Source organism: Haliovirga abyssi, assembly GCF_030295325.1.
In the GTDB taxonomy this organism is placed as follows: Bacteria; Fusobacteriota; Fusobacteriia; order Fusobacteriales; family Haliovirgaceae; genus Haliovirga; species Haliovirga abyssi.
The window spans coordinates 65,073-92,053 of record NZ_AP027059.1 but is presented as its reverse complement, the minus strand read 5'-3'; the positions used below and the strand labels follow the sequence as shown (position 1 = coordinate 92,053).

General features: G+C 28.1%; 22 protein-coding genes and 2 pseudogenes. All 24 read right to left on the bottom strand.

Annotated features, from left to right (window positions below; genetic code table 11):
* Window positions 1–31: 31 nt before the first annotated feature.
* Window positions 32–784 carry a nucleoside phosphorylase gene (locus RDY08_RS00315; protein ID WP_307904450.1) on the bottom strand — a complete coding sequence of 251 codons (753 nt, stop codon included), beginning with the start codon at window positions 782–784 and terminating at the stop codon, window positions 32–34.
* A 505-nt stretch (window positions 785–1,289) separates the two neighbouring features.
* Window positions 1,290–1,982, bottom strand: coding sequence for an aspartate/glutamate racemase family protein (locus tag RDY08_RS00310; RefSeq protein ID WP_307904449.1), 693 nt, complete (start codon window positions 1,980–1,982; stop codon window positions 1,290–1,292).
* A gap of 328 nt (window positions 1,983–2,310) precedes the next feature.
* Window positions 2,311–3,102: an ABC transporter permease gene (locus tag RDY08_RS00305; protein WP_307904448.1), complete on the bottom strand. Its 792-nt coding sequence runs from the start codon at window positions 3,100–3,102 to the stop codon at window positions 2,311–2,313.
* Between the two features lie 5 nt (window positions 3,103–3,107).
* On the bottom strand, window positions 3,108–3,923 hold the full coding sequence (locus tag RDY08_RS00300; protein WP_307904447.1) for an ABC transporter permease: 816 nt from the start codon (window positions 3,921–3,923) through the stop codon (window positions 3,108–3,110).
* A pseudogene (locus RDY08_RS00295) lies at window positions 3,920–4,936 on the bottom strand (ABC transporter ATP-binding protein). The gene RDY08_RS00300 and the pseudogene RDY08_RS00295 overlap by 4 nt, the downstream one beginning before the upstream one ends.
* Window positions 4,937–5,388: 452 nt before the next feature.
* Window positions 5,389–5,997, bottom strand: a complete 609-nt coding sequence (locus RDY08_RS00290; protein WP_307904446.1) for an HAD-IA family hydrolase — start codon at window positions 5,995–5,997, stop codon at window positions 5,389–5,391.
* Window positions 5,998–6,186: 189 nt separating this feature from the next.
* Window positions 6,187–7,272, bottom strand: a complete 1,086-nt coding sequence (locus RDY08_RS00285) for a Fic family protein (protein WP_307904445.1) — start codon at window positions 7,270–7,272, stop codon at window positions 6,187–6,189.
* A 218-nt stretch (window positions 7,273–7,490) separates the two neighbouring features.
* On the bottom strand, window positions 7,491–8,027 hold the full coding sequence (locus RDY08_RS00280) for a hypothetical protein (RefSeq protein WP_307904444.1): 537 nt from the start codon (window positions 8,025–8,027) through the stop codon (window positions 7,491–7,493).
* A gap of 40 nt (window positions 8,028–8,067) precedes the next feature.
* Complete coding sequence (locus RDY08_RS00275; RefSeq protein WP_307904443.1) at window positions 8,068–8,505, bottom strand: hypothetical protein; 438 nt, start codon at window positions 8,503–8,505, stop codon at window positions 8,068–8,070.
* A 232-nt stretch (window positions 8,506–8,737) separates the two neighbouring features.
* A complete protein-coding gene (locus tag RDY08_RS00270; RefSeq protein WP_307904442.1) occupies window positions 8,738–9,559 on the bottom strand; it encodes a hypothetical protein in 822 nt (273 codons plus the stop codon).
* Between the two features lie 532 nt (window positions 9,560–10,091).
* Window positions 10,092–10,727, bottom strand: a complete 636-nt coding sequence (locus RDY08_RS00265; protein WP_307904441.1) for an HNH endonuclease — start codon at window positions 10,725–10,727, stop codon at window positions 10,092–10,094.
* Window positions 10,711–11,337: a hypothetical protein gene (locus RDY08_RS00260; protein ID WP_307904440.1), complete on the bottom strand. Its 627-nt coding sequence runs from the start codon at window positions 11,335–11,337 to the stop codon at window positions 10,711–10,713. The genes RDY08_RS00265 and RDY08_RS00260 overlap by 17 nt, the downstream gene beginning before the upstream one ends.
* Window positions 11,338–11,340: 3 nt before the next feature.
* Entirely contained in the window at window positions 11,341–13,494 is a 2,154-nt protein-coding gene (locus RDY08_RS00255) for an ATP-binding protein (protein WP_307904439.1), read from the bottom strand.
* 29 nt (window positions 13,495–13,523) lie between these two features.
* Entirely contained in the window at window positions 13,524–14,942 is a 1,419-nt protein-coding gene (locus RDY08_RS00250; protein ID WP_307904438.1) for an Eco57I restriction-modification methylase domain-containing protein, read from the bottom strand.
* Between the two features lie 262 nt (window positions 14,943–15,204).
* Window positions 15,205–16,545: pseudogene (gene ltrA, locus RDY08_RS00245) on the bottom strand (group II intron reverse transcriptase/maturase); the annotation flags it as partial.
* Between the two features lie 1,119 nt (window positions 16,546–17,664).
* Entirely contained in the window at window positions 17,665–18,342 is a 678-nt protein-coding gene (locus tag RDY08_RS00240) for a hypothetical protein (protein WP_307904437.1), read from the bottom strand.
* Between the two features lie 132 nt (window positions 18,343–18,474).
* A complete protein-coding gene (locus RDY08_RS00235) occupies window positions 18,475–19,761 on the bottom strand; it encodes a toll/interleukin-1 receptor domain-containing protein (RefSeq protein WP_307904436.1) in 1,287 nt (428 codons plus the stop codon).
* 106 nt (window positions 19,762–19,867) lie between these two features.
* Window positions 19,868–20,890: a phage exclusion protein Lit family protein gene (locus RDY08_RS00230; RefSeq protein WP_307904435.1), complete on the bottom strand. Its 1,023-nt coding sequence runs from the start codon at window positions 20,888–20,890 to the stop codon at window positions 19,868–19,870.
* Window positions 20,891–20,910: 20 nt separating this feature from the next.
* Window positions 20,911–21,537 (bottom strand): hypothetical protein, encoded by a 627-nt coding sequence (locus RDY08_RS00225; protein WP_307904434.1) that lies wholly within the window; start codon window positions 21,535–21,537, stop codon window positions 20,911–20,913.
* A gap of 153 nt (window positions 21,538–21,690) precedes the next feature.
* Window positions 21,691–22,095, bottom strand: a complete 405-nt coding sequence (locus tag RDY08_RS00220; RefSeq protein WP_307904433.1) for a hypothetical protein — start codon at window positions 22,093–22,095, stop codon at window positions 21,691–21,693.
* 174 nt (window positions 22,096–22,269) lie between these two features.
* Entirely contained in the window at window positions 22,270–22,932 is a 663-nt protein-coding gene (locus RDY08_RS00215) for a group II intron maturase-specific domain-containing protein (protein ID WP_307904432.1), read from the bottom strand.
* A gap of 963 nt (window positions 22,933–23,895) precedes the next feature.
* Window positions 23,896–25,374, bottom strand: a complete 1,479-nt coding sequence (locus RDY08_RS00210) for a nucleotidyltransferase (protein WP_307904431.1) — start codon at window positions 25,372–25,374, stop codon at window positions 23,896–23,898.
* Between the two features lie 16 nt (window positions 25,375–25,390).
* Window positions 25,391–26,125: an SMODS-associated NUDIX domain-containing protein gene (locus RDY08_RS00205; protein ID WP_307904430.1), complete on the bottom strand. Its 735-nt coding sequence runs from the start codon at window positions 26,123–26,125 to the stop codon at window positions 25,391–25,393.
* Window positions 26,126–26,283: 158 nt separating this feature from the next.
* Window positions 26,284–26,844 (bottom strand): tyrosine-type recombinase/integrase, encoded by a 561-nt coding sequence (locus tag RDY08_RS00200; protein ID WP_307904429.1) that lies wholly within the window; start codon window positions 26,842–26,844, stop codon window positions 26,284–26,286.
* Between the last annotated feature and the right edge of the window lie 137 nt (window positions 26,845–26,981).

Genomic DNA, 26,981 nt, shown 5'->3' with positions numbered 1-26,981 from the left:
CGCATGTATCATGTGTTATGAAAAGTACTTTTTATATTTTAGAACACGCTTCAACAGCTAACCAAAATATTTTTTCTCTTACAGATTTATCCTTCCATTCTCTTGTATCCCAATATTCTCCACTTACATCATCTCCCCCGTAAAGAATTTGTCCAAATTTTATTCCTCTAAATTCTGCTACCGCCATAAATGAAGCAGCTTCCATTTCAACTGTAACGCTTCCTTCTTCTTTTCTTTTTTTTACTTTTTCTATCGTTTCTCTAAAAAATGCATCTGTTGTCCAAGTTTTGCCTTTAAGATAACTAATTCCTTTACTCTTTAATACTTCTTCTATTGTTATAATTGTTTCTTCATTTCCTATAACTTCTCTTGAAGCAGGTAAATAATGATAAGAAATTCCTTCATCTCTAATTGCAGAAGTTGGTATTACAATTTTATTTGTTGCTATTTCTTTGTCTAATACTCCTGCAGAACCACAAGCAATAAACTTAGTATACCCATGTGCAATTACTTCTTCAAACATTCCAATTGCAAGTGGGCCGCCAACTCCAGATAAATAAACCCCAATTTTCTTGCCCTCAAATTCTATTTCATAAAGAGGATGTTCTCCCATTTCACTATAGTGCATACTTTTCAATTTTAGTTCACCTTCATTATTTAACTTATCCAAAACTTCTTTAAAAAAAGTAATTACACAATATTCACAATTTTCTAATTTTTCGATAAAATCTTCAGGATTAATTACCGATTTTCTTTCTTCATCAAATTCTAATATTGGATACATTTTAATAACTCCTTCATATTTTTTTATAATAATCTATTCCTTTATGTCCGTATCTCTCAAATATAGTCATAATTTCTTTTACTTTTAATTTATTGCTATGATTTTCATAATATTTAATTCCAAAATATATATTTATAAATATCACCTTTCCCTTTGCTTACTTTATCTATATTATAATATCTTTTATAGGTCTCCCTTGTATCCAAGCGCCTCAAATATCTCTAATGATGTTATTGTTCCCACATCAGCCATATCTATATACTTAAAAATCACTGATTCGTCTAATTCTGGAATGTCTTATGCACATGTGATATAAAGCCTTCTCCTGGTTCTTTTAATATCACACCATACATATCTAAGATTACTGCTTTCATAACATACTTCCAATTTTCTTCAATAAATTACTTGAGTCTTTCGTATAACATTCCGTGTGTTGACGACGTATCACATTCTTGTTCCTGTCCATGTCGCCAACTCGCTGTTATACGCCGTACAAAAACTTGATTCACCTCAAAACTGATTCAACTGCAGCTTTAGCATGAATCATTGTTGTATCAAATATCTCGATACTACTGTCTTCCTGCTTAATCAGCAATGGAATCTCTGTGCACCCAAGTATAACTCCTTCGGCTCCTTGACTCCTAAACTTATCTATTATATTTTTGTACTCTTTCCTTGATTGTTCATTTATCACACCTTTAACAAGTTCATCATATATTATTTTATGAACTACCTTTTGATCTTCTTCAGATGGCACAAGAACTTCAATTCCAAATTTCTCTTCAAGTCTCCCCCTGTAGAATTCTTCTCCCATAGTAAATTTAGTTCCTAGAAGCCCTACTTTTTTATATCCCTTTTTGTTTATACACTCGCCGGTAGCATCAGCTATATGAATCAAAGGCACTCTAACACTTTCTTGAACTTCATTAGCCATTTTGTGCATAGTATTTGTACATATAATAAGATTGTCTGCTCCAGCACTTTCAAGACTTTGAGCTGCTTTAATCATTATGCTAGTCAATTCATTCCACTTTCCATCATGTTGCAGCTTCTCGATTTCAGCAAAATCTACAGAATACATAATAGACTTGCAAGAATGTAAATCTCCTAATTGATTCTTTACAATTTCATTTATTATTCTATAATACTCTGCTGATGATTCCCAACTCATACCACCTATTAAACCTATTGTCTTCATTTCTAATCCTCCTATCTAAAATTTACTGTAGCCCGCCACCATCTTCTTTTTCAATTCATTTCCTGGCTTGCAGTTATAGAATTTAATTGCTCAAGTGATTTCTCTCAGGAAGAAGGAAGACTTCTCCAGTTCCAAGCATATCCTTGTATACATACCATCGCTAATACTCCGTTGGTGTAAATAAATGTATCAGTCAATTTCATTTATTCATTCTGTTTTCGCTTAGAAAAGCTCAACCACCACATTTCCATTTTAATAATAAACAGATCTGTTCCTTTAATTCTATTCATTTTTTTAACATCTTAACTCTCCTATTTTTTTATATATTTTAACTTCCCGAACTCTCATACACTTTTATTCCTTGTAACCAAACCAAATATGCAACCATAAATGATAATACTCCCGCCAAAACTGTTCCTATTGCTGCATATACAAAATTAATTTTACCTATAAAATAACCTGCTGGAAAATATGCTGTAAAAGCAAATGGAATAATAAATGTTAAAATTTTCTGAAGCCATCCTGCATATATTTTTATAGGATATTTCGCAAAATCACTTAACGAATAAACCATATAAACTATTGCCTGACTATATTTTATCCAAAACGCTAGTGAAGCAAATATAATTTTAATTGATGTATATACAATAGTTGAAAAAACTATTACTAAAATAAAAAACAATATATTTAAAATAGAAAAGCTTATTCCTAATTTTCCTGCTGCAACTGCAACTAAAAATATTCCAACAATAATTTCTCCAAAAGCATCTGGCTGAAAAACTTCTGCAATCAAATGAAATAAAGGATTTATTGGCCTTAACAAATATTTGTCAAATTCTCCTTTGGCTACAATTCTACCACTTAATGCCCATAAATTATCTGTAAACATATGGTCTAACCCTCTTGGAAGTTGTGCAAATCCATAAATAAACATAACTTGGTAAAAACTCCATCCATTTAAATTTGGTATCCTTTGAAAAATCAAATAAATAAATATTATTCCTGTAGCTTGAACTAAAAAGAATCCCAATAGTCCAATAAAAAAATCTACTCTATATTCCATTAACCCTTTTAAATATTGAGCTAAAAACATTCTATATAATTTAAAATATTTTTTCATAAATTTTATCCTCCCTGTACTGTTAGTCTTGATATCGATTTTTTCCATAACAGATTAGATATTACAAACATAATTATTACCCAGAATAGTTGTAAAAAAATTTTTTCCAGCATTATATTCCCTTGATATTTTTCGAGATATATCATTACAGGGGTATAATTAATTGAGCTAAATGGCAAATATTTCATAACTCCTTTTGCCCATAATGGAAAAAAGGCTATTGGAATCAGTTCCCCTGACAAAAAAGATATAACTGTACCTTTCAGATGATTTAATCCCCAAATATTTATTACAAAAAATGCAAGTATTCCAACACAGAAATTCAGAAAAAACATCAATAAAAAACTTAATATAACACTTATTAAAAAGTAAAAAATAGTTACTAAGCCAATCATATTTTCTTTCAAAACCAGCCCTCTATACAGTTCAACTCCAATCCATAAAGGTATTCCAATAAAAATAAATTGAAATAGAGAATGCCCAATTGCTTGAAATAGATGTCTTCCTCTATAACTTATTGGTTTTATCAAATTCATAGCTATACTACCATCTCTTATCTCTTCTCCAACATCTCTAACAACTCTTGAATTTACCAACCTAACAATCATTCCACTCATAAAAACATATATAAGCATATCATTTAAACTGAATCCCTCTATCATATTTTTTCCAGAGCTAATAAAAATAGCTTTCCAAAGATAAAATATTATAAAAGTCTCCAAAAACCCACCAAAAGTAAACATAAAAAAATTAATTCTAAAACTTAACATTCTCTGAAACACACTTGTTAAAAATGGCAAATATATTTTTATTTTTTTCAATTCATCTCCACCTCATTTTTGTAAATTTTTCTTATTATCTCTTCTATCTCTGTTTCAAATATATTTATATCAAGAACATCTATTTTTTTAAGAATATAAGAGATAATATCTGATACTGAACTTTTTTTTCTGTTAAATTCTATTATTAAGCTATTTTTTTCTATATTTAATTTTAAATCCTCTTTTTCTAAATTAAACTCTTTTCGAAAATCTAATTTTTCAAACTCATCTATATTTTTAACATCTATTTTTATTTTTTTTATCTCTCCATATTTTTCTTTTATAGCTTTTATCTCTCCATCATAAATCTTTTTTCCATTGTCTATCATTATCATTCTTTCGCATAAATTTTCTATATCATCTAAATCATGCGTAGTTAAAATTACTGTTGTTTTATACTTAGCATTTATACCTTTTATAGCTTCTCTTATGTTTGCTTTTGCTATAATATCTAATCCAATTGTCGGCTCATCCAAATATAAAACTTTTGGATTATGTAATAATGCTGCAGCTAAGTCAGCTCTCATTCTCTGCCCCAATGAAAGTGTTCTAACTGGACTTGATATAAATTTATTTAGTTCCAATACACTGTCTAAAAATTCCATTCTTTCTTTATACAAATCATCTTCAACTTCATATATCTCTTTTAATATCAAAAATGATTCTTCCAAAGGTAAATCCCACCATAACTGTGTTCTCTACCCAAATACCACTCCAATATCTTTTGTATACTCTTTTCTCTCTTTATATGGAATTTTTCCATTTATTTTACACTCTCCAGAAGTTGGAGTTAATATCCCTGTCATAATCTTTATAGTTGTAGATTTCCCTGCTCCATTAGGCCCAATATATCCTACAATTTCCCCTTCTGCTATATGAAAACTTACATCATCAACTGCATTTGTAATTACTGCTTCTTTATTAAATAACCCTTTTAAGCTTCCCACAAAACCAGGTTTCCTTTTGTAAGTTTTAAACTCTTTTTTAATGTTTTTAACTTCTATCAATTTCATCATCTCCTTATAAATATTAATTTTTTTATGATGTTTTCTTATGAATACAGATTTAATTTTTCTATTAAATATTTTTTAATTTTCAGGTTGAATGTATTCGAGTATAAAAAATAGAAATTGCTACTATATGATCAGACTTTATGTACCATCAATGAATTGCATTATATCACTTCGTCTATTTTTTTACCATCCTTTTTCTTTAAAATGCACTTATTCCATCATTTAAATCTAATTATCTTCAAAAAAAACCAAAACAAGACAGTTTAATCCACCCTGTTTTATCTTCAATGCAATACAACTCTTACACGATATATATACTATATAACTTATGGCTTGCAAGGGCGAGGTCTTCTCGCCTAAAGAAAAACCCTGCCCCTGCACAATCAGATTATAATTCATTTCCAGCCTTCTCTTTTTATTCAATATAAACACCCCGTTTTGATAATTGACAATTATAAAATTTTTAACACATACATAATATGTTTTGTTAGTTCTTGAAAGCTACTTACTTGCTTACCTGTATATTCAACTTTCCTACTATTAAAAAGAATACTCTCAATTCCTACTGCATTTGCAGCCTCCATATTGTATCTTCTATCATCTGCATAAATACAGTCCGAAGCTAAACAGGAAAGATTACTAAGTGAATGGTTAAAAATCCGTGGATCAGGTTTCTTGTATTTCAAATCACCACTTATACTTATTGAGTCAAAGAGCTCATTCACCTTATACTTTGATCTTAAATACTCACTCCATCTACTGGAATCATTTGAGATTAACCCTAGCTTATATTTCTTCTTAATGTTCTTTGCAAAATCATAAAATGATTCATCAATCTTAATTGTATCTAAATATTCTTTCTCAATGGCTTCTAGGTCTCCCTTGTATCCAAGTGCCTCAAACATCTCTAATGATGTTATTGTTCCCACATCCGCCATATCTATATACTTAAAAATCACTGATTCGTCTAATTCTGAAAATGTCTTATGCACATGTGATATAAAGCCTTCTCCTGGTTCTTTTAATATCACACCATACATATCTAAGATTACTGCTTTCATAACATACCTCCAATTTTCTTCAATAAATTAATTGAGTCTTTTGTATAACGTTCCCACAATGATATGATGCGAAAAGGCATTAGAAGGACGTAGCAAACTAGCTCTGCTGTTAGTGAGCTTAGTCCTGTCTCCCGCGCGGCTAAGGCTTGCCGATTGGAGTGCCATATATCGATGTGTTATCTATAGCGTCTAACTTTGCCTCAATAATTCAAATAGTTTTTTATTAATATATATTGTTTCTCTTCCAATTTTTATTCCTTCTAATATTCCTATACTTTCTAATTCTTTTAAATACAATGATGCTGTTTTTCTAGCAGCAAAGCCTTCTTCAACCAAAAAAGAAATCTTTGTGTACGGATGATAAAATAATAATTCAACTAATTCTTTTTTATATATTTTAGGTGCTTTTTCTTTTACATCTTCAATTGTCTTATCAAGTAAATCCTTAATACCTCTTATCATGCTTAATGTTTCTATGGATGTTTCTTCAACTGCTTTTAACATAAAAATAATCCATTCTTCCCAGTTTCCATTTGTTTTAACTTCTTGTAATAACTTATAATAATCAAACTTATTTTTAATAATATAATTACTTAAATATAAAATAGGACTTTCTAGTAAATCTTTTAAAACTAAGAAAAGTACGTTTACTATCCTTCCAGTTCTACCATTTCCATCATAAAACGGATGAATAGATTCAAATTGATAGTGAATTACTGCCATATTTATTAAATCATCAACATCAGAATCTTGATTAATGTATTTTTCTAAATTAGACATTAAGTTCATAATTATAGCTTCACCACTTGGCGGAGTATAAATTACTTCTCCTGTTTTATCGTTTTTTAACGATGTTCCTGGAACTTTTCTAATTCCTGCATCATTTTTTTCAAGTTCTTTTTGAATTTCAATTATCATATTCGTAGTTAGAATATCATTTTCTTTAATTAATGAAACTCCTTTCCAAATAGCAGAACGATAATTTAAAACTTCTTTTGTATTTCTATCAATAAAAGTTTCTTTTGAAACTAAAGCTTTGTATATTGAATCGTGAGTAGTAACGATATTTTCTATTTCAGAACTAACCTTTGCTTCTTTTAAAATAATAGAGTTTATTAAAATATCTTTGTTAGGTATAAGTTCTGAATATCCTTTTAATTCAGCAAGAGCTTTATGTGATTTTGCTAATTGTTTTAAAATATTAATCGTTTCTAATTGAATATTTGGTGATAATAATGGTAATTCGTTAAAAGGTTTCTCTAAATCTATTTTCATGCTCAAATCCCTCCTAATCAATATGTACCTAATTATACCATTTTTGCCCATATTTTTAAATAGGTCCAGAAAAATAAAAAAAACGCCCACATTCTCTTGACATGTCCATCAAAGGTACATATTTTTTTTAAGACCAAGTTGTAGATAACGGTTCAGTGCCAGAAGCCGTCATTGAGAGTCAGCGTAGCGTTTCTCGAAATGATGGCTTCTGCACATTGTTATCCGATTCTCAATATTTTAGCTATAAAACTCCATTTACTGATAACTTCATTTTCAACAATATTATATTTAAAATCACACCATTCAAAAGTTAGATCATTTAACCTACCATATACCTTTCCATTTTTTATTTCTATAAATTCTATCCCATCTAAACTAATTCGCTTTGTTTTTTTGATAAATTTTCCATTTTTATCATGTACAGAAATATAAAGTCCATCAGTTATAATAATATAGTTATTAACAAGATCAATTTCAATATCTTCATAATCATCATATTCAAAAATATATTGCACTTTTTTTATTTTGCAATTTACTATATAAATATTTCCCCTTGCTAAAATTATAGCAGTATTATTTTGAAAAATTTTTATCTTACTTTTATTTCTAATCCCAATATCAAATTTTCCTATCCACTCTTCTCCTGTCTCTAAATTTAAAAACAAAATCCATAGCAAGTCATTAGTCTTCCCAAAATTATATTCAGAATATTCACCGCTCTTTGATAAGTCTTCTAAAATTTTAATTTCAAACATTTTTCCTCCACAAATAAATAATAATTCTTTCAATATAATTTTAGATTAATTCAAACTCAATTTCTTCTCCAAGTTCAAATTTTTCAATTCTTTTGAAATTTTTAACAAATTTATCATATAGTGCTGGATCAGTTTTTTTATGGCATAATAATTTATCTGAAATATTTCTTTTATTAAATTCATAAAACTCAGTTTCCATTTCTATCTCCAAATGAATTATACCTCGTGAATTGCATTGTAATTCCAAACTTATTGCTCCATTAGCATATTTCTCCCCAAATCCTCCAAGTTCAATTAAGCTTTTCTTATTAGGTATCAGACTGCCAAATTCAATTAATTTTTTATAGGTTTCAGATATTTCAAAATTCCCAGTATATACAGTTGTTCTAAATTTAAAATTTTCATCAATTAAATAAATTTCAAACTCAATTACATCATCATCATTCCAAATTTTTTTAATAATAATTTTATTTTTCAATTATATCACACTCCAATCTTTTACTTTTCTTATTTAGATAGCATCTCATTACATTATAATTTTTAAATGTTGACAGGAAGCCAACTAAATCTCTAGAGAAATAAAAAAATCTCTAATAACGTTCCCGGTGTAATATGCCGTCTTTGAACAGTACCTAATTTGTTCCTAATTTACGCTATGCACCTGTGAAAAGATGGAATATACACCGTGTTACACGATGGCTCCTCAAATTTCATTCAACAACTTCACTCCAAAATCTAATCTTTTTAACTTTATTATAATCAACTTCATAATTTTTTTTACCAAATTCTATTTTAAAATAATCAAACAAATTTTCTCCATAAAATATAATATCCGTTTGATATACTGATATGATTGGATTATTCTCTTCATAAGGTTCTATCGGAATATATCTATGACCGTATATAGGAATAAGTTTTGGTACTTTCTTAAAGTATTCTGAAAACTTGCGAATCTTTTCATCTATTTCTGTTGGTTCTTCTCCAAATTCTTCTATCCAAAACTTATTATTTTTTATATCAAAAATAATTCCTTCATATGGCCAACTTAGCCTTTCTTTTATTGTTTTAATATATTCAGGATCACTATTTCTCCAATTAATAAAACCTTTAGAAACTGGTAAACCATATGAGTAAAATTCTCTTAAATCTGGCGGAAAAACAATATTATATTTATTTTCTATTTCACTTATCTCTTTTTTTAATAATCCATCATCAATTATAACATCATTGTTTCTTAATAAATTAATCGCTTCAATGCAATTCCTTATTAAAACAGGATTATTTTTTAGTCTTTCTTTTGTATCTGTTTCTAAATACATATTTTTAATAAAATTCAAAGCATAGTTACAAGCACTATCTTCATCTTTAAAAGTTTTTTCTTCTCTTCTTTCTCCTCTTTCTGTAAAGAAAAAAATCCATTTTCTACCTTTTTTTATTAAACAATACGAACAGTCGACCTCTTTATTTATAAATAATCTACTACTATCAATTTTTATTCTTTCTAATTGATTAGATAATTCAATATTATTCATACCATATCAACCTCTCTTACTAATTATAAAAACATATTCGATTTCTTTAATAACCTTTTTTATTCTTTCGGTTACATAATTATTTGAACACATTTTATTTTTTATTATTTTTCTCAACACCAATAAACTTTCTCCTAAAAATTCACTTGAATTTGTATAACAACCATTTCTTATTGCATCTAATTCATGTACTATGTTTTCATCATAAATTTCATTGTTTATATTTTCAAGAATTACTTTTGGTCATTATTTTCTTTGATTAATCTGTCCATAACTTCCTTCCTAGTTTTCGTGTAATGGTTCCACGGTAATATGATGCGAAGAGCTTGGTGAGCTTAGTCCTATCACGTTAAGGCCGATTTGTATATCTTATATACCTCAAGGTTAGCGGAAGGATCAATGTCATCAAGCTAAGAACTGGGCTTGGCGATCGCAGTTGCGTTGTAGCCTGATGTTATAGGATAGGAAGTTGTCCTGGTCTTCATTAATCTATAAAAACTGGCTAGAAAAGCCAGCTTTTATCTTAACTATATTAATATATTTCTCTACGATTTTGTTCTAATTTTGAAATAATTTTATTCATCTTTTCAATAATAGATTCCTCTGAATATTTTTCACAAAAGTCTTTTAACTGCATAACTAAATAATCTATTCTTCTAAGTTGTGTTCCAAATTCAAGAGCATTATATAAAGCCTTTATATCATCATTTAAAATATAATCAGTTTTTATTTGAATCGAATAATCCTTTTCTCTAAAAAATATATGTGGAAGAAAGTTTTTATCAGGGTTTATTTTATCAAAATTTTCATCCTTACAAGTATAATCACTTTTTCCTCGATTACAAGTTTTACAAGCTGAAGCTATATTATCAATTCCATTTACATTAATTGAAGTTTCTCCTTCTTTTGATTTTGGAAAGATATGGTCTACTTCAAAATTAGAATCTGTAATTATTTGATTTGTAACACCACAATAAACACATCTATTATTATAAATTTCTCTAAATGGTCTATTAAATTCATTTTGCTTTTCTTTAACTATTGTATATACATTTTTTGCCCTTTTATGTTTTTTCCTAAATTCTTTCATAAACTTTTCTTTTTTATCATCAATAGAAAAATCTACCAAAGTATATGAAGTATTTCTATAATCATTTTTGATTATCATAATGAGACCTCACTTCTTCAAAAACTTCTATCAAATTATCTAATTCCTTTTTTTCAAATTCAGAATAGGATTCTAATCCATTAAATGTTTTATCTATTGTTTCTAATAATAATTCATCAATGAATTCATCATCATTTAATTCTTCTAAAGTTTTTCTTTCTTCTAAAATAAACTTTATATTTTCATCTAATATTTTTTTTAAATTGTCATCATAATGCTCAACAAAACTTATTCCTTTACTCTCTGCTTGTTTAAATTTACTAACAACAGAAGATTCCTCAGTTGTTTCATTTTGACTAATTACAACTGTTTTAATAAAAGGATAAATTTGTCTTAAAATTATTTTAAACTTTTCTCCTGTGAATTTAGTTTTTTTATTTGACATATTTTCGAATAACCTTGAATCAATAAGAATAATATTTGCTTGTTTTACAATATCTTTTTTTAATAATTTTTTATAATTATCCTCTGTATTAAATTTATATTCGCTATAATCTATTTCAATATTATCCTTTTTATCAACTATATAATTTTCTACTAAATATTTTGATAATTGAACATCAAAATCATCATCAATATAACATATTTTTATTATTTCTTTTTTATTCACCTTTTAACCTCCAATAAATTGAAATTCTAATTTAAATCCATCATCATTTAATATTTTATCAATTTGACCTCCATACATTTGAAGGGTATTGTTAATAATCCACATCCCTAGTCCATGTCCATCTTTTCTAGATGTTTCATGTACTTCTAGTATTTTAAATGGATTTTTTAAGTACTTTTTATTTAATCCTATTCCATTATCTTTATAGCTAAAATTAATAACATTATTTTTAATTAAATAATCTATTTCTATAATTAATTTATCTTTTAATTGATTATTTTGTATACTATTTAAAATTAAATTATCAAATATTACATCTAATACATCTGCAGTAAAAGAATATTTATCTAATTCTATGTTTTTTCCATTTAATTTTATTTCTAACCACTCATAATCTTTTTTCCAATTATTAATAATAAATTTTAATTCTTTTTCTAATGATTTTATTGGAGAAGTAAAAGCATCTTTTTTCATTTTCTTTAATATTGTATCTAAAAAAATACCTAATTTTTTATTAATTTTATCAAGACTTAAAAGCAATTGTGGAACATTAGCATAAGCAAATTTAGTCTTATCTGGGGATTTTAATTCTTCCCAATACTCATATTTTTTTAATGCATCTATAATAAGAGTTGTCCCTTTAGCTAATTTATTTCTATCTGCATGAAATTCATGAGCAGTTGCTCCAGCTTTTAATCCTTGAGTTGCTAAAGAATTTAATATTCTAACATCATATTTATATCTTGCTTCTTTTTCTTTAGATTCTTTTGTTTGCTGAGTTACTGTCTTTTTTATAGTTTCCATCTCAGTAGCTAATTTTTTTATATCTTTTTTAGGTAATCTTTCAATTATCTTTGGATTTTTTATAAAACGATCCATTATTTTTGTCTTTTTGGGTTCAAGTTCAGTCAAAGATTTATTTTTTTTATCTATTACACGAATAATATTTTGTCTATATCTTTCAAATTCTTTTATTCCTGAGTCAATTATTTTTAAAAAAGATTCATAATATTCATTTTCTTCTAACCCTTGTCTGTTAGCTAAATCTATTAAAAAATTATTCCTCTTTTTATCAATTTGAACGAACCCTGATAATTGGTTTGCACGAACTCTCCATGCTCCAGTAGGATGGGTTGCTGCTGCAGGTGATTTTCTTGCTCTTGCTCCTAATCCAATCCAATCTTTTTTTCCTTCTAGTGACGAAATACTAAATGCATTTCTATATAAAATTATCCCAGACTTTATTGGATCAATTAAAGTTCCATGTTTATACATAAATTTTTCTGTTGCATCTACTGGAACTCTATCCATAGCAAAATATAACTCCATTTTAAAACTTCCTACATCTGTTAAAGTTTCTTTTGTAAATTCTTCTTTTAATATATTAGAACTAAGCTCTTCACTCATATCTTTAGTCATATTAAAATTCAAAATATTGAAATCATTAGAAATTTCTTGTACTTCTTTTTTAAACTCATCTGATACTACTTCAATATTCAAAGTATTATCTTCTGATACATAATCTAATAAAATTTTGCTTGTATAATTTATCCCCATTTTTAATTTAGAAAATAATTCTTGTACTTCTTCCTTTGTTTCGTTATAAATAACTGAAATTTTCATTTCATTGCCATAATATGCTCTACTCAAAAATTCAATTAATTTATCCTTATCTTTTTCTTTCCATTTTTCTCTTAAAGTTTTAATTTTTATTTCCGTTCCAGACTTAATTTTATTAGGTAAGTTTAAAATTGAAGATGACTCCCAATTTGTTTTCCAAATAATAGGATAACTATCTAATTTCTGAGAAGTCATTTCTATTTCATCTCCTAATCTAGCTAAAGCAAATCTTCCAACACCTTTTGCTCCTGCTAGCACTCTCTTAGATATTTTTTCATCAATGTAACCTTTATTACTTTTTCCTACATGCATCCAATTTTTTTTAATATCTTCTTCATTCATCCCGCAACCAAAATCAATAATCTTTATAAACTCTTCGTTTTCAGTTTGTTTTATTTCAACAATACATTCTTTTGAACCAGCATCATATGAATTTTTTACCAATTCAAATATTGCAGATTCTTTTGTACTAAAGTTTTGTCTTCCAAATAATTCTGCAATCGCTTTATCTTCTATAGTAAATAATAATTTCTTCACAAATAACCTCCCCAAAATAAAGCCGTAAATTATATTTTAAATAATGGAAATTCTGCTATATCCTTTACTGTAATTCTTTTTGAATTTCCACTAGCACTAATACCAATACCTTTAACATAGTTTAAAAATTCTTTACTCATAAGATTTTCTTTTGCAACTTCAAGTCCATATTTATCTTTCTTAGTAATATAAAATCCTGAATATGGAATATATTCTTTATCAATATCATATATTTTAGCATTTCCTGTTATTATTGATGATAATATTAACATGTCTTGATTTAAATGATTTAAAGCTTGACTTCTTCCATATTCAAACCAAGAAGAATTTTTATCAGACTTTCTTTTTTCCAATTCTTCTATTCTACTAATTAAATATTTTTTGGCTTCTGGAAATCTTTTTACAAAATCAACTTCTGAGTACCTTTTAATTTTATTTTCATTAGTATAATAATACGGAAAAATTATATATTCATTTTTATTTTTAGACATCCCTTTTGGACTTGCTGCTTTTTTTAATAAAGTTTTTTCTATTAAAAACTCCTCAACTTTTATATAGTTTTCATCAACTTCCTCATATTTATCTATTATAAAGACTTTATTCGACAAAGTTGCTACACTATTAGAAACTTTAAAGTAATCTCCAAATTTCTTTTTAGAAGAAGAAAATTTTATATTATGAAATATCCATTTTTCTCCTAATTTTATTTTTTGAATTTTTTTTGAATTCTCCATAATAATATTATGATAAATAATTTCATCATTATTGCTATCCTTTTCAAGATTTAATATCGTTGATGAAGTTAAAACATTAGTAAATAATGCTTTTTCTGAATAATCATAAATTTCATTAATATGGGGTAATAAAAAATTTCTTAAATTCTTACCAAAAACATTTTTAAAAATACTTCCAGGTATCAAGTAAGACATTTTTCCATTAGTTTTTAAATCTTTTATACTTTTCTCAATGAAAGCATAACAATAATCAAATTTTCCATTTTCACAAACTTTATACTTTTCTTTTAAAAATTTTCTAGTTTCATTATCTAACTCTTTGTACATAATATAGGGTGGATTTCCAATTATAAAATCAAATTTTTGATTATCTATATTTTTTAAATAATCATTATTATTTATATTCCATTTCACTTCATATATGTTATAAAAATTAACAATTTCATTAAGCCTTCTCTTGCACTCTTCTGAATGAGCTAAATCAATTTCAAAAGCATAAATATCATTTTCTAACCCATTCTTTATTTCATCAAGCAAAAATCCTTTTTCAATACAATCAGCTATATACCTTTTTACTATTTCAACTAATATATTACCATTTCCGCAAGAATTTTCTAATATTTTTTTACCATATAAAAACTCCTTATATTCAGCAATATCAAGTAATTTTGTTACATATTCTAATGGTGTAAATATTTGACATTTTGGTATCACAAATAAACCTCCAAATCATATTTTAAAGCTTATTACATTTTAACATATTTTTTTCTTTTTTTAAACTATGAATGACTTAAACTACATTATAAATTAAACCTAGACAACTTCGTCTGGTAGGTCAGGCGAATTACTTCGCCCTTCCCCCATCAGAACTGTACGTGACACTTTCACGTCATACAGCTCAAGCTATCTAAAACCAACTTTCAAATTGGCAACAATAATAAATTAAATATATGCTCTTATCTTCGCAGCAATTCTTTTAATAGTAATCATCATATTCTCTTAGATAAGGATTTGCGTTACCTTTAATTAAACAATGTCTGATTATTTTTGTTTCTGTTGCAAACATTAACTTGTTTTCTCCATCAGAAAATATCCAATCTCTAGTACTAATAGTCTTCCAGTACTTATCTTTTATCCATTGCTTAGACTTATCTTGATGTCTTCGTTTTGCCCATCTCCACAGATAAAAGAAAATGTGTCTATCTAATTTTTGGTAGGTTAATTTTGAGCAGATACTATTATGGTAGTTACACCAGCCTCTTATTATTGGATTTAATGATTTTATCAATTCATCTTGATTTGAAGTAGTATGCTTTTTAACAACGGATTTTATCTTCTTAACAATATTCTTAATTGATTTCTTTGATGGTTGAATTAATAATTTCCCTTTGTATTTTCTGAAATTAAAACCTAAAAAGTCATACCCAATATCAATATGAGTTATTAAAGTTTTCGTTTCTGATTGCTCCAAGCCTCTAGTTTCACGAAATTCTTTTATCATTGATTTTATGTCTTCAAGTATTTCTTTGCTTCTTGAAGTTACAACAAAGTCATCAGCGTATCGAATAAAGTTTATTCGATTTTTGCTGTTATATTTTCTGTTAATCGAATTTCCACTTGGGCTTGTCCAATATTTTAGTTTAATCATTTTTTCAATACCATCCAACGTCATATTTGCTAAGATGGGGGAGATTATTCCACCCTGAGGTGTTCCTTCTTTGGTAGGAAAGACATCTTTCTTGTATATAAATCCTGCTTTAAGAAATTGTTTTAAAATTTTCTTATTTAATGGTATATTATCAATAATCCATTTATGATTTATATTGTCGAAGCACCCCTTTATGTCACCTTCTAAAATCCATTGAGCAGAGTCCTTTTTTGCTAAACATTTGAAAATGTGATCTGCTGCGTCGTTTGTACTTCTACATTTTCTAAATCCATAAGAGTTTTTATCTGCTGTGCTTTCTGATATCGGGTCTAATGCTAATGAATATAATGCTTGCATTGCTCTATCAAACATAGTTGGTATTCCCAAAGGTCTTGTTTTTCCGTTGGATTTCGGTATTAATATCCTTTTAAGAGGTTTTGCCCTGTATTTCTTGTTAGTTAATTTTTGGGCGTTGATATACTTAAGGGCTGGAGTTGACCATATTTCTTTATCTACTCCTGATGTTCTTTTTCCCTTATTTGATGTTACTTTCTTTACTGCTAATAATTTTGCATAGTAAGATTTTGTAAGTAAGTATTGTAATTTCTTTACAAGAGCATTTTTACCTTTAATAATTGCTTTAGCTATCCGTGATTGAAGTTTACTAACTTTTCTTCCGGCTTCTGTTCAATCAATTATTTCCCATTTGAAAGTTGCTTCTGGTCTGTCTATAGTCGCCCACTCCTTATGATTTTGAGTTATTTGGCTTGTTATATTTATAAAGTTTCAATCCTTTCCTGCCTTAGATAACCATGCTTCCTTTCAGAATGAGGCAAATTTCGAACCTCTATACATTTCATTACAAAATGTCATTCGCTTTCTCTACTGTTCCTTTACTCTCCAATCATTGTATTCTCTTCACAGAAAACCTACTCAAATGAGAGACTGTAGGGCTTACCCAGTTCTACATTTTAGCCAATTCATATTTCCTTAGGTTCTAACTTTACTCCGAAGATATTAGTCCATTTGTTGATAGGTACGAAAAAGACTATCAACCACATCTTACACCTTTTGGTCACAGTGTATCAGCCTTATTTCACTGCCCACGTTTAACGAAGCTTGCATTAGTTCACATATGTTAACCATAGAAATATATTTACTCTAACAAAACCTCCGCCTATAGGCTAACAGATTATTCATATTGTCCCTACAGCTTAGCACCCAACCGTTACCAGTCACGCACCTGTAGGTAGAGTTCAATGTCATCAAGCTAAGGGGAATTAATGCAAATCAAAAGACCAACTCCTTCCTTCTTAGCGTTTTCTCTTGGCTAAGAGAAAACTAAAGTGCAGAATATTGAGAAAAAAGCATTAAAAAAGCCAAATATCCACGCTATAGGTTTCTCTTAGATAAGAGAAACCTACAACAAGGGAGGAGTAGAGTTTTTATAAAATCCTTAGCTTGATGACATTGAGGTAGAGTTACCCCAAATGGATAGGGTAGTCCAAAGGTCTATATTTATTTAAAGCGACTTAGACAGCCTAAAATGTAGCTTATCCCTTTTATTTCAAGGGCTGGTCGCACTGTTGTATAACGTCTCGCGTATAAGTGCAGTCCTTGAGCCGTCTTCCCGATATGGCAAAGAGAGGCATACCCAATATTTACGCTTACTTGCATGAGCTTGCGAACTGCCGATCGTGCAGAATATGTGCGATAGCACACACGGCGAAAGGATTGCATTTATACGCTGTTATGTGTCGTTTATTTTCTTTAAAATAAAACTATTATTCAGTTTGCATCACTTTCAATTTTTTTATATTTTTTAACAATTCTATAAAGTCCTCTTTCTCTTCTTTCATCTTTATTCAAATTTATAGCTATCAATAATACCGGAATAATTGCTCCAACAAAATAAATTATAACTCCAAATGTATTTTTAGTTAAATCTATATATAAATATTTTTCTACTAAAATATAAATTATCGCAGGAAATATAAAAGCCCCTAATAGTAAATATATTGTTGCAAGTACTCCAATTTCTCTTTTTAATACTTGAAATGTAGATGATTTTTTTCCTTTTGCTTCAAATCCAAACCCACAATTTGGACATACATATGTAGTTTTTCCTAAAATTCCATTGCCACACACAGGACAAACACATTTTTCAATTGCATGAATTGCTTTTGTGTAAACTAATAAATCTATTGTATTTTCTTCGCCTATTTTTTCTCCACATTTAGCACATAGGCTACCCATTTTTACAAGATTTGAACACTTTTTACAAATATACCTATTTATAACATCTTGTTCGGATTTTTTTGCTTGATCAAAAACAACTTGATTATCTTTAAATATCAGTTTCGATATTTTTGGAATAAGAATTTTAATTTGATCACCAAACCAAATTGCTAAAAATACAAAAACTCCATACGGTAATATTTCCTTAACAAATACTAAAATATTCATTCTGTGATTTCCTCCAATAATTTTTTAATGACACATAACGTCTCTATGATTAGGCGATGTCTTTGAGATTCGTGAGCTTGCGAACCACCGAAAAGATATAGTCTATCATATGTTATGTGCTGGACTCTTTTTTTATAGCTCTAAACAAATTCTTCCCATTTTTACAAAATTACAGTATTTCTTCCACATTTCATCAGCTAAAGAATTTATTTCATTTCTAGTTTTCTCAAATAATTCTGGTTGTTCATAACTCCATTCATAAGGAATCTCTTGAAAACCATTTCCTTTTGGAAAAGTATTAATAGAAACACTTAAGATAAATTTTTTTATAGACTCAAATAATTCTTTTTTAATAATTTCAAGTTTTTCATTAATAAATTCAAAATCTGGCGATTCAAATTGTAATTCTATGTGGAACAATCCATTCAAACTATTATCCCTGTGCGGTGACCCGAAATCCCAATCTTTAGAAAATTCCACACTATTTTTTATGATTTCTTTAATTTTATTATACAATTCAATATCTGATTTATATATTTTTTGATTTAAGGATATATTTTTCTCATTTTTTTTTGAATTTTTCTCAGGAACTTCCTCTTCTTTGTATTTTTTAATTTTTTTCAGAATTATATTAGAAAATTCAATTTCATCAATCTTTTTTAAGTCTATATAGCCAACTGTTTTTAGGACACCAGGAATTTCTGTATTATCAAATCTTGCAGGTAAAATATATTCTTTATTCTCATTAAATGCTCTTTCTTGAGCACTTTGTCTCTCATGGTTTGTCCATAATTTTTTTGAGTAATGCTCTGAAATAAACATAACAACATATTTTGATTTTTTACTATATATTTCATTAAGATGCGTATATAAATTTTTCCCCCACAAATCAATTTCTTCAAATTTATCATAAAATATATTTATTTTATCTTTTAGTTGTTCTGCAACTTTTTCTACATATTTTCTATCTTCTCCTGCAAATGAAAACGCAACATCATATTCAAATTTACTTTTTATTGTGCTTTTTCCCTCTTCCATTAAACTTTCCCCTTCTTTCTCTATATTAGTTATTGTCTGACTATTTTCATTTTCAATTTCTTCTGTTTCTGACGTATTTTCCTTAAAAAGGAATTGTAAATTAGTTTCCCATTTATATTTACTAATATCAGTATAATTTGGGTTTTCAACTTCAAATATCCAATCTTTTTTCTCATTTGCTTTTAATAATAATTTATTTAAGTTTTCTCCATTAATAATAGTTGTAACAACATCATCTCCATTTTTCCCTATTATTTTTATATAAATATCCTTAAAATTAAAGGCAATAATGTTATCATTATTTATAAATTCTGCATTAATTACCAAAAATTCTCCTTTGTAAAAAATGCTTTTTATATTTAAATCTACTTTTTTCTTCATATTTTTTCTCCTTATTATTATTCTATGTCTAGATTTTGACTTTGTCTTGCACATAACGTTATTTCAGCCTAACTGACGTGTGATTTTCATGTCAGTTGATGTTGTGTTAGCTGTAGTAATTTTCCCACCATCTATCATCTAAAAAATCTTTATCATAAAACAAATCACAACAAAGAAAAAAGTCACTTATATGTTCTTTTAGTTTATAATCTGGAAAACGCTCATTAAAATAATTAAAAACCATATCAAATCGATTTTTAAAAGATGGATGTGTTGTAGAATGTTCGTAAAAATTTTCTTCTAAAGTTAATGCTAAGAGTGCTGATACGATTCCGATTATCTCCAAAGCAGAATTTTTTTGGTCTTTAGCAAAAGTCTCAAATGTTATAAAAGCACTGAATTTATCGCAATATAATTCATTAATGTGGTTATTTTTAATATTTTCTGATAAAATATTAAGATTCTCTTTTAAGTCAATATTTTTAGTATGTAAAAAGAAATGATGTCCTATTTCATGCCCTAACACAAAGCAAGTTGAATATTCGTGTAATTTTCCAAAAATTCTGTCAAAATCTTCTCTAACATGAATTAAACTAGTTTTTAGTAGGTCGTCGATAATTTCTTGAATATTAATCATTTCGTTATAATCAGAAGTTAATTGCTCTAGAAATAACTCTTTTAAAGTGTTTAAATTGAAATGATAATTTCTTTCACAGATATAGCAAGTTATAATGCATAAGACTATTGAAATTTTATTCATCAAGCTAGTCGTATACACAATTAAATAACTACTGTCGTCAAATTGTTGATAAGCATATGCGTTAAGCGAAGAATCGAATACACTAACTCCAACAAAAGTATTAGTGATTTCTTTAGAAATTTCTTGAGGAATGTTGTGAAAGATTTTCTCAAGTAAAATATCCGTTAGATAATCATTACTATAGTTTAAACTTCTATTTTTTACTCTTAAATAGAAATTTTCTAGTGTATCTACATACATATCTTCCTCTGTTAATTTACCTGAATTAATCTGTTCTTTAATTCCATATGCATAAACATTAGAAAATTCTTCTTGAAAATGCTTATTTGGAAATGTTTCAAAAAAGTGTTTTTTTGCTAGGGAATTCATGTTAAGACCTCACTTATATATTATTTAGGCGTTTCTAGTATAACTATTTCACAAGGAATCCAGTTATTATTTGATTTTTCTACACAATTCATTAGTTTCAAATTATCTAAAATGAGTTCTAAATCACCCATTTTTAGGTCGTTCATATCATATTTTTTTAGTAACATATTTACGTTTAAAAAGATATTATCGACAGTCAAATCACCTTTTATTTCTGGAGATTGTTTATATTTTAAGCAATGTAAAACCCACATAGTAATTCCTTCTTTAACACCTATTTTAAGATCAATAGTTTTATTTATTGTGGATATTGCAGTTAATAAAACAGAAACACCAGAGAAAATATTAAAAAATATGCCGTATTGATTATCTAGTGTGGAACCAATTCCACCAGATATAAATCCGACTAATGCAGTAATAGTATCTCCTAAATTAATTGAAATATTTTTTATTTTTCTACTTCTTCCACCTCTGTTAAGTTTAGAAATAGTAATTAAAGAATATATTTTCGGTTCTGATTTAAGTGTTTGATAATTAATTTTGTAATAATCATTAAATTCATTATTATAGAATTTTTTAATAGTTTCTGAATCGTTCAAATTGTTGGCTTTTTCAATAATCGTTTTAATTAATAAATCTCTTTCCATTGTTCCTCCATATTCAGTTTGAAATTGTAGCTAACGTTCCAGGAATATGAGAAGTTTCCGTCGGGAGCTTGCGACCAAAGGCAATTTGGATGGAGCCGAAGGCGTAATCTCATATTCCTTGTTATATGACGTTTTGGACTTTCACTGTACTATTTATCTTTTTTTTGACATCTCTCGAGCAAAAATATAGCTGATTATTGTTAAACTCAATAATACAGATTGAAGTATGAATGTTGGAATAGTTTGATTTAAACTTAGTCTTCCTAAATTTACACTCATTATTTCAACAATAAAATAGGATATAATTACAGGCATTAGGCATAAAAACACACCTCTTCTATCAATTGGTTTCCGACTTGCCCAAAACAAGATAATTATCCAACCTAACATTACAGGAGCACCATATAATAATGTAAATCTAATTCCATCATTTAATGATAAAGTCGCACCTGTAGTTTTAATAAAGAGTTGTGGGAAAATCATTCTGATAGTTTCAAATAAATCAGCTACAATGCCCCACCAAAGGGTTATTTTGATAATAAGTAATTTTTTATTCATCTTTTTACTCCTTATAATCAATTGTCCAAAATGTCATATGTAGGGTCGAGCTCTGACGCACAGCCAAACTATGTTTTCAGAACCCGCCACCTCAAACCGTACGTGCGGTTCTCCCGCATACGGCTTTCCTATTAACTTCTTTTCAAATCATATAAGTTTATTCTGGTTTAACTTTCACTCTGGTATATATTTTACTTTATAGTTATCAAATAACCCTATTTCATTATACAGCCAATCATTACTCCATTTTTTCCAGCCATATCCCTTTTTCCCTCGTTGCTTCATTAGATACCTTCTCAATTTCTTCTCCACATAATTTCTTACATATGAAAAACACTTTGATGAATTCCCTATTGAAAAATAATTTACCCAACCTCTTAATGTTGTATTTAGTTCATTTACCAGTATTTGGAATATTCCTAGTGTTCTATGTCTTCTTATTAATTCTTTTATCTTTTCTAACAATCCTTTCCTCTTCTTTGATTGTGGTATTGTCAGTATTCCCCATTTCCCACTTTTATTCCTTCGCCTTTTCATTGTAAATCCTAAAAAGTTTATTACTCCACCTTTTTTCAAATCTACTACTCTTGACTTCTCTTTATTTATTGTTACCTCTATTTTCTCAAATTCTTCTTTCAACCTTTCAATTACCTTACTTAACAACCTTCTCATACTTGAATGACTTGATACTGTTACTACTAAATCATCTGCAAATCTAGCATAATCTAGCTCATAATATTTACCTTTTTGCTTGGTTACTTCTTTTGCTTTTTCCTCTTTAGATTTAAAATATATTCTCTTTCTCAACTCTTGTAAATTTATGGATGTTTTTATCATTTCACCCTTACCTCCTATATGTCAGAGAATTTATTAATAGTAGAGTCCCTTTGCTATATGAAGTTATGTTGTCTTTATAATTTTTGCTACTACGAACCCATCCGCCACCATCTTCTTTTTCAATTCATTTTCTAGTTTGCAGTTATAGAATTTAATTGCTCAAGTGATTTCTCACAGGAAGAAGGAAGGCTTCTCCAGTTCCAAGTATATCCTTGTATACATACCATCGCTAATACTCCGTTGGTGTAAATAAATGTATCAGTCAATTTCATTTATTCATTCTGTTTTCGCTTAGGCGCTAAAAGCTCAACCACCAAATTAACCCGCTTTCGAAGCTAATATGCGTTCACTGATGTTACGGTCTGTATACTTGCTCGATATCCTTTAGATACCTAAGAAGTTTTTTAATTACCTCAGAAGTATTTATAGAATTATGATGATTAAAAAACTTCCTTTGTCAATGGACTTCAATGTTTAGGTTTTCCACCACATTGCCATTCATGCTACAGAGCTTTGACTTTTACTCTGGTGGGACTTTCACCCACTGGATATGCCCAGCTTTGCTGGACATACAACGCCGTGGCGGGTAAGCGAAAAGTCAATGAGTCTTAGAAAACTTTAGTTTTCTTAGGCGAATTGATTTCGTTTACCCGTCAGTTAGGCGACGGTTGTGGAGCGTTAGCGGAACAATCGGTGGCTAACTGACGGGCGGAAGCCCGCCACGGCGTTAGGCAAGATTGGGGGGCGCGACCGCGCTCAACAATCTTGCCTAACGGTATTCAGGTAACACGACGTGCGAGAGGCATTAGAGTATCGTAGAGAGCTGTACCCAATATCTTTTCCCCATTTTGCGTAGCCAGCGAGCTTAGATACGTCCCGCTAGGGCTTGCCGATTCGTATGTCGTGTACCTCGAGGTTAGGCGAATCTCAAGTCGACAGGTTAACGCTCACTAAAAATTTAACCTAAAGTATATTAACAACAAATACATCACTTTTTCCATAGCAATCATTATCTTTTATCAAAAAACATTCTATAAAATGACTTCCAAAATATTTTGCCTTTTCTTCTCTTACTTTATCTCCTTCTATAATTTCACTTTCATAAAAATCCCCTCTTAAGTTGTTCTCAATTTCTGCATCATAACCAGTATTTGTTACTCGCCAAAACATTTCATAATCTTTTATATTTTTAGCATTTGCCTTAAACTTTAAATCTGAACTTTTTTTTACAATTTCTCCACTCTTAAACCTCTTCGAAATAATATCTTTTGACTCTTTTTTATAAGCTATTATATCAACTTCTGTTTTGTTAAGCATATTCCACTTTGTTCTTTTTATATGCTTTTCTTTTTTTATCAACTCACTACTACCTTTTATATATTTGCTTTTCTTTATATTATATATTTCTTTCATTTTATCAATAACATTATCACCATAATAATTAATTTTTTTATTGTAAAAAAGCAAATCTTCACTAACCGTATTTATCCATCTAAAAAAAGCTCTTTTCTTGTTTGTATTCCATTTATCTGTAAAATTCTCTAATGGATTAACAGGATTAGTTAGATAATACCTTCCATCTTTTTCTATTAAAAATAAATGTATATTTTCAATCATATTACTTATAATGTCAAGTATGTTTTCCGAACCATTATATGTCAATCCTAATAACGTTGTTATTACAACTGATGAAGGCTTATCTTTTTTTCCTTTAAAACTATAATCTCTATGTCTTTTTAATACTTGAGCTGCCTTTTGTAGAGGTGTCTTTACTTTATAGTCTGGAATGTTTTCTACACTTTCCATTAATTGTTCCGCAAATTTCCTTTTTTTATCTTCAAAGTTCATTTTTTTCATAAACCATCTATAATACCCTTTAGGATTACTGGTTTCCCATTCATCGCTTATAACTTTATAATATATTGAGTTTTTATCTGTAATAGCAATAGCTTCTTCCTTGTAATCAGTATTCATACTGTATTTTTCTAAAAGTTCCTCAAATGTTCTTCTGTTATTTAGACAAGGTAAAATATCCATATGAAACTGTGCTTCATCGTGGTAGTTTAATGTCCAACATCTTTTTCCATCTATAGCTTCGTTTATCATATTTTTTGTTTTTACATATTGTTTAACTTCTTTTCCTATTTTTTTCTTCAAATCTTCTTGTGTAATTTCATTTTTATTTATATTTGATAGCTTACAAACAAGGTCTATGTCATAATGAATATTTTCTGAAATAGGTTTTATCATTGTGCCTAACTTAAATGAACCTTGCAGAAATACATCTGGAGCATACTCTTTTATTAACGAATCATCTCTTAACAAAAAACTTCCAAGTGATTTATAACTTTTGTCTGCTTTTTCATAGTAAGAATCTGGAATATCTAAATCATTTGATATTTCATTAAAGAAATCATTTATATCTTCATATTCTATAAACACCTTTTCCCTCCTTTTATCAGATTATATATTTACTATGTTCTCCAATTTTTTTAGATATGCCATCTATTTTTATGTTTTCACTTTCAATTTCATCATCTGTAGCTAATATTAGATTTCCTCTTTTTGTGTTGATTTCGTTTTTTAACATTTCTTCATATTGACTATCTAATTTAATTTCAAATATATCATAAATTAAAATCTCATAACATTTAAAATGTGTCGAATATTTTAAATCAGTGTATACTGTTTTTAAGTATTCAGGGCTAAAAGTCTCAAGAACACTTTTATCAATAAAATTAGATACTACAAGTTCCTCATAAAATTCTCTATTTACATTAATTTCTCTATTTTTTCTTTCTTTAAACCACCTTATAAAACTTAATACATTTTTACTCTTTACTTTTATTCTTAAATCATTTTCACTAGCTCCATCTATATCTATTCCGTTATCTTTTTTTACTTCAATTTTTTTAAACAAACCTTCGGCACTTCTGTAGGCTTTATACACCCCTCCAACAGGTTGAAACTGTTCAATTCTATTCCCTTTTATCAATAAATACTTGTTTTCAATTTCTATCCTAAATAAGTATGAAACACTAAGTCTGACTTCTTTTCTTGCTTTTACTAATATTTTTAAAGCCATAATGCACTCTTCAAAAGAATTACATTTTCTTGATATAAATGCAACCGTTCCAGAAGTCAAAAGTCCTGCAATATAAGAAAGCATAATACTTTTTAAATCTTGATTCATTTAATTCACTCTCCTCTTATTTTTTAAATATTAATTTCTAACAAATAATTATCCATAAACTAAGCCTAGACTTGAGTTTCGCCTAACTCGTTTATACACGCATAAAACCTTCGCATATCCATCCATATAGTTTGTATATACGCAAATCACTTCGTATTTTACAATTCAATATCATCAAATGGTGCTACCACCTTCGCCAACAATTTATTACTTACATGAGTATAAATTTCTGTAGTTTTACTACTTTTATGTCCTAATAGCTCTTGTATAATGCGTAAATCTGTTCCTTTTTCTAACAAATGTGTTGCATAACTATGCCGTAAACTATGTACAGTATAATTTCTTTTTACATTTGCATCTTTTAATGCTTTTTTAAATACTGATTGAATACTCCTTGTACTATATTTTTCAACCCCATTTCCTCCTTCAAATAAATATTTTTTTGGTTTATATATCTTTTTATACTCTTCTAGTTTTATTAAAAATTGTTTTGATAAAGTTACCACTCTGTCTTTATTTCCCTTAGATTTTACTATATTTATTAATCCTCTGTCAATGTTTATATCCGCTGTCTTTATATTTACTGCTTCACTAATTCTTAATCCACATGAATATATGAGCATTAATGCTGTTTTATGTTTTATATTTCTAATTGAATTAAAATTATTATTATTTATTTCAAAGCTTTTATCTAAGCAGTAATCTTTCTCTGCTATCAAATCATTATATTACAGCCAACCCACAGGAGAGCTGTTTTCAATCTATCTCCCCCCAAAAATCAAAAACAGACGGTGGGGTCACCTATTTCGTGTGATTAATTTCTATTAATCATTTATTGTACTCCTCCATTAATCTT

Coding starts and splice junctions, on each gene's coding strand:
- RDY08_RS00315 (WP_307904450.1), bottom strand. CDS start 784: ATGTATCCAATATTAGAATTTGATGAAGAAAGAAAATCGGTAATTAAT.
- RDY08_RS00310 (WP_307904449.1), bottom strand. CDS start 1,982: ATGAAGACAATAGGTTTAATAGGTGGTATGAGTTGGGAATCATCAGCA.
- RDY08_RS00305 (WP_307904448.1), bottom strand. CDS start 3,102: ATGAAAAAATATTTTAAATTATATAGAATGTTTTTAGCTCAATATTTA.
- RDY08_RS00290 (WP_307904446.1), bottom strand. CDS start 5,997: ATGAAAGCAGTAATCTTAGATATGTATGGTGTGATATTAAAAGAACCA.
- RDY08_RS00285 (WP_307904445.1), bottom strand. CDS start 7,272: ATGAAAATAGATTTAGAGAAACCTTTTAACGAATTACCATTATTATCA.
- RDY08_RS00280 (WP_307904444.1), bottom strand. CDS start 8,027: ATGTTTGAAATTAAAATTTTAGAAGACTTATCAAAGAGCGGTGAATAT.
- RDY08_RS00270 (WP_307904442.1), bottom strand. CDS start 9,559: ATGAATAATATTGAATTATCTAATCAATTAGAAAGAATAAAAATTGAT.
- RDY08_RS00265 (WP_307904441.1), bottom strand. CDS start 10,727: ATGATAATCAAAAATGATTATAGAAATACTTCATATACTTTGGTAGAT.
- RDY08_RS00240 (WP_307904437.1), bottom strand. CDS start 18,342: ATGAATATTTTAGTATTTGTTAAGGAAATATTACCGTATGGAGTTTTT.
- RDY08_RS00235 (WP_307904436.1), bottom strand. CDS start 19,761: ATGAAGAAAAAAGTAGATTTAAATATAAAAAGCATTTTTTACAAAGGA.
- RDY08_RS00230 (WP_307904435.1), bottom strand. CDS start 20,890: ATGAATTCCCTAGCAAAAAAACACTTTTTTGAAACATTTCCAAATAAG.
- RDY08_RS00225 (WP_307904434.1), bottom strand. CDS start 21,537: ATGGAAAGAGATTTATTAATTAAAACGATTATTGAAAAAGCCAACAAT.
- RDY08_RS00220 (WP_307904433.1), bottom strand. CDS start 22,095: ATGAATAAAAAATTACTTATTATCAAAATAACCCTTTGGTGGGGCATT.
- RDY08_RS00215 (WP_307904432.1), bottom strand. CDS start 22,932: ATGATAAAAACATCCATAAATTTACAAGAGTTGAGAAAGAGAATATAT.
- RDY08_RS00205 (WP_307904430.1), bottom strand. CDS start 26,125: ATGAATCAAGATTTAAAAAGTATTATGCTTTCTTATATTGCAGGACTT.